The sequence below is a fragment of the Sulfurirhabdus autotrophica genome (genome assembly GCF_004346685.1).
Lineage (GTDB): Bacteria > Pseudomonadota > Gammaproteobacteria > Burkholderiales > SMCO01 > Sulfurirhabdus > Sulfurirhabdus autotrophica.
In genome coordinates, this window is record NZ_SMCO01000041.1 from 1 (window position 1) to 5,223 (window position 5,223).

Consider the following 5,223-nt stretch of genomic DNA (forward strand, 5'->3'; position numbering starts at 1 on the left):
CCACGGACGGCCAATTCAGGCCACCCCGCGCCATTTCCTGACGTTTTTCCACGCATAGTTGCTGTTGTTGAATTTTTGAGGTGTGACTTGCCATTGGCAAAGTGCGCACCCAATTCGTAAGGATTTATTGTGAAATTAATAATTTTAAGCCGCACTCTTTTGCGGCTAACACTGGCTCGCAAAATTTTAGTCATACCTTATGCATGCGCCGTTTTATATGCTGCGCCGGCAATATCCGCGCAACTGACTCTGGATCAAGCCTGGAGACAGGCTGAGGAAGCCAATCCCACCTTACATTCAGCCAAGGCAAACCTTGCAATGGCGCAAGGTGAGCTGACCGACGCCCGTGCATTGTTATGGAACAATCCTCAGCTCACCGCAGAACGCCGCAGGCGGGAGATTCCTCAATCAGCCGATCCCACCCAGATCAATCGCGAATGGAGTGTCGGGCTGGCACAAACCTTCGAAATTGCCGGACAACAAGGCGCTCGGCGTAATGCTGCAGAACAATCTTTTGCTGCAACACAAGAAGTGATCTCGGAAACACGCCGCCAATTACGCGCTGAAGTGGAGCAGCGTTTTGTGCGTGTACTGAGTTTGCAATTGCGCATTCAAACCGAAGAACAAACGCTGAAATTGATTCAGCAAGCAGCAACCATGGTTGGGAAGCGCGTCGCAGCGGGAGAGGATGGTCGGTTGGACGGCAACCTTGCTAAGGTGGAAGCTGAGCGTGCTCAAAATCAGGTTTCCATGTTTCGGGAACAACTGATACAAGCACGTACCGAACTCGCCACTTTGTTGCAACTTCCAGCAGGGGACATGCTGGAAGTAGCGGGTGCACTCGATCCGGGCCCTGCTCCCTACACCATTGAAGAATTGTTGTTGGCCACCAGCAACCGCCCTGCCTTACGTGCCTTGGATTTTCGTGAAAAAGCCGCTAAAAGCCGGCTTGATCTGGAGCGCAGCTCAGTCTATCCCGATGTCACCGTGGGGTTAACCGCCGCACGCGAAGGTCCAGCAGACACACGGGAAAAAGTAGCGGGTATCAGCATCTCTTTGCCGCTTCCCCTGTTTCGTCGTAACGATACTGCTATAGGTCGCGCCACGACTGAATTAACCCAAGCGCAGATTGAAATTCAGGCTGCTAAGCGAGATACACGTGCCCAGGTATTTGCACTGTGGGAACGATTGGAAAACTTGAAATCGCGCGTCCACCGATTGACTGAATCTGTATTGCCTAGCTTGGAGGAGAGCCAGCACTTATCGTCTATGGCCTTTCAGGCCGGAGAGATCGGTTTGATGCAGCTGCTGTTGGTCAACCGTCAGGTGCTGGATGGGCAACGTGACTTGCTCGATGCGAGGACGGAGCAACGCCTGGCAAAAATTACGCTTGAAGCAACTGCAGGCTGGCAATCCCCTGACGACACTCGTTGAACAAAAAAATCTAATCCAAGGAACTTTTTATATGAAAATTTTACACCAATTACAAAAGTATGGGCCAAGACGCCTCACTTCATGGTTGCTGGTTGGCACTTTGTCTGCAACCCTGCTTGCTGGGTGCGGGGACAAACAACCTCCGGAAAAAAACACAAAGCAGACTGAGAAAGCGCACCCAACAGCTAAAGATGAGGCAAATTCAGCATCGGGTAAGCAGGAAGGAAATGACACAGAAAAACTCCTCACCCTGAGCGCCGAAGAATCCCAGAAAGCCGGTATCAAATTACAAACACTGGAACTTGAAGAAAGAAGTGAGCAACTGCTTGTAACAGCTAGTATTCAAGCTAATCAGGATAGGTTGGCACATGTAGGCCCGCGCGTGCCAGGACGTATCGTCAAGGTAAATGCCAATTTGGGCGATATGGTCAAGCCGGGCCAGTCACTGGCTATGCTGGATAGTATCGAACTGGGAGAGGCACGCTCAAGTTATATACAAGCCGCAAGTGAGGTGGCGGTGACCCAAGCTGGTTTTGAGCGTGCCAAACGGTTACAAGCCGACAATATTATCCCCGAGAAGGAATATTTGCGCGCCCGAGCCGAGCATGAAAAATCCCGGGCGAGCTTACGCGCCGCCAGTGACAAGTTACGCATGATGGGCGTTGATCCGGAAAAACTGACTGGTTCGATATTTTCACTTGCGGCACCGTTTACCGGCACGGTTATTGAGAAAAAAGCGGTACTGGGTGAACTCGCCACACCGGATCAATTACTGTTTACCGTAGCTGACCTGTCTACTTTGTGGATAGAAAGCGATCTGTTCGAGAAGGATCTGGGCAAGGTTAAGGTTGGCGCCCAAGCCACCGTAACGGTTTCAGCCTATCCGGGAGAAGTCTTCAAGGGACGGCTCACTTATATCAGCAGTACGATGAACAAGGAAACCCGCACGATCAAGGCACGGGTGGAAGTTCCTAACCCCGATGGCAAACTGAAACCCGAAATGTTTGCCAATGCCGCGATCAATACCACTGGAGCAAGTGCCAAGGCACTGATCGTACCAGAAAATGCCGTGTTGTTGCTGCAGGGGCAACCGACGGTGTTTGTTGCCGAAAAAGGAGGGTTTGAGTCGCGTGCTGTAGTAGTGGGTGAACGTACCCAAGGATACGCCGTGCTTAAATCTGGCGTTGTGGCTGGCGAGAGCGTGGTGGTGAGTGGTGCTTATGCGCTAAAAGCCAGATTGCTCAAATCCCAAATTGGCGATGCGGACTAGGGGGCGACCATGCTGAATTATATTGTTGATATCGCGTTACGTTATAAGGTGTTGGTGCTGGTAGCCTTCGTTTTGGTAATCGTCTTTGGTGTAAAAGCCTGGCGCGAAGTACCGGTGGATGCGTTTCCCGATGTAACACCGGTACAGGTAAATATTTATACATCCTCTCCGGGTATCGCTGCAGAAGACGTAGAGAAATTGCTGACTTTCCCGGTAGAGACGGCTGTGGCAGGCTTGCCTGGTATAGAACAGATCCGTTCCGTTTCCATGTTTGGCCTGTCCTCGGTAAGCGTGTACTTCAAGGATAACGTCGATATCTACTTCGCTCGACGCCTCGTAAGCGAAAAGCTGCTGGAGGCCAAGGCACGTATCCCTGAAGGTTATGGTGAGCCAGTACTTGGCCCGAATAGCTCAGGGTTAGGTCAAGTGTTCTGGTACACCGTGGAATCTGCAGACAAGAAACTCACGCAAATGGATTTGCGTACACTCCAGGATTGGACGATTCGTTTGGTGTTACGCACTGCATCAGGGCTGGACGATGTTACATCATGGGGTGGGCAGGAAAAGCAATATCAGGTGTTGATCAATCCTCAAAAGCTGATCAAGTATGGCCTGACTTTCAAGGCTGTGATGGAATCGTTGCATCTGAATAACCGTCAAGTCGGGGGACAGTACGTCAATCTCGGTCAGGAGCAATACCTGGTGCGCGGCATGGGGCTGGTTGCCAATGCGCAGGAAATCGGCAGCATCGTAATCACCGAAAAGGGTGGAACGCCAATATATGTACGCGACGTAGCCGAAGTGAAAGAAGCACCCGCTTTGCGTACTGGTGCCATCACCAAGAACGGAGAGGAAGTTGTACTAGGCATCGCGTTGCAGCGTATTGGTGAAAACGCCAAAAATGTGGTGGACGCGGTCAAGGAAAAGCTAAAAACGGTACAGCAGGCGTTACCAGCAGGCGTGACCATTAACACGGCCTATGATCGCACCGAGTTGGTGGAAAAAGCGATTAAAACCGCTGAGAATGCCCTTGTCGAGGGGTCGATTTTAGTGGCCATCATTCTGTATTTGTTTCTGGGAGAAATCCGTTCTGCGATTGTGGTGATTCTTGCACTGCCGCTGGCTATGCTGATGAGCTTCATTCTGATGCAGCAGTGGGGTTTGTCAGCCAACTTGATGTCACTCGCTGGGCTTGCAGTGGGAATCGGCATGATGGTGGACGGTGCGGTTGTACTCGTGGAAAACAGCTTTCGTCTGCTTAGCCACAAGGTGGGGCAGGTGGTCAATCAGACGCACGTTATCCTGGAAGCGGCGCGGGAAGTGATCAATCCGACTGCGTTCGCAATTTTAATCATCATCGTGGTATTCCTACCCCTGTTTGCGCTAACCGGGCTAGAAGGCAAGCTGTTCAAGCCGATGGCGCTGACCATCACCTTTGCCATGGTTGGCTCTTTGATTCTAACCCTCACCCTGGTGCCAGTATTGGCGGCATTAATCCTTCGTCCGAAGGAAGAAAAAGATACCTTCGTAGTGAGATGGGCAAAAAAACTTTATCTGCCGCTGCTGGATTGGGCGCTGGAAAACAAGCGCAAGGTGATTGGCGGGGCGTTGGTCTTGCTGGTGGCGACGATTGCTATCTTTCCTTTTCTCGGCAAGGAGTTCATGCCAACGCTACAGGAAGGCGGGATCATGTTTCGTGTGACCAGCATTCCCTCTACTTCGCTTGAAGAGTCAATCCGTATTTCCCAGCAAATTGAAGCAAGGCTCAAGCAGTTTCCACAAACGAAATCGGCTATCGCGATGATCGGACGCCCGGAAATTGGTGAGACGGCAGATGTTAACTATATGGAAATTCTGGTGGATCTTAAGCCTCATGATCAATGGCCAGAAGCAATATCATTTCCGGCGCTGACACATGAAATGCAGGAATCTCTGGAAAAGGTTGTGCCAACAGCAGTGTTCGCAGCCACCCAGCCGATACAGATGCGTGTGGAAGAGCTTATTTCAGGCGTGCGCGCAACCCTGGCACTGAAGCTGTATGGTGAAGATTTGACTGAACTTGATCGTCAGTCTAGCGAGATCAAGGCCGTCCTGCAAAAGGTAACGGGCGTGTCTGATCTTGCACTGGAGGCCAACAAAGGTAAACCGCAGATGGTAATCAAGGTGAATCGGGAGTCCGCTGCACGCTTCGGCATTAACGCCGATGACATTCTTGAGGTGGTGCAGGCCGGTATCGGCGGCAAGGCGGTGAGTACGTTGATCGATGGGGTCAAGCGTTTCGACATTCAGGTGTGGCTTGCACCTGAATTCCGCAACAGCGTTGAAGCTATCAACAACATTCCGATTCGTACGCAGAGTGGTGCATTAGTGCCACTGTCCAGAGTCGCCACGGTGGAACTGGATGAAGGTTATTCCTTCGTACGGCGCGAACAGCTGCAACGTTATGCCGTCATCCAGATGGACGTGAAAGGACGTGACGTGGACGGTTTTGTGAAGGAGGCGGCAGCTAAAATCAAAAG

At 51.5% G+C, this 5,223-nt stretch carries 3 protein-coding genes; all 3 read left to right on the top strand.

Features of this window, described 5'->3' with window-relative positions:
* The first annotated feature begins 129 nt into the window (after positions 1-129).
* Complete coding sequence (locus tag EDC63_RS18200; RefSeq protein WP_223248246.1) at positions 130-1,434, top strand: TolC family protein; 1,305 nt, start codon at positions 130-132, stop codon at positions 1,432-1,434.
* A 31-nt stretch (positions 1,435-1,465) separates the two neighbouring features.
* Entirely contained in the window at positions 1,466-2,704 is a 1,239-nt protein-coding gene (locus tag EDC63_RS18205) for an efflux RND transporter periplasmic adaptor subunit (protein WP_124946061.1), read from the top strand.
* Positions 2,705-2,713: 9 nt separating this feature from the next.
* Positions 2,714-5,223 (top strand): efflux RND transporter permease subunit (locus tag EDC63_RS18210; RefSeq protein WP_132920982.1); only part of this gene is annotated, 2,510 nt, incomplete at its 3' end.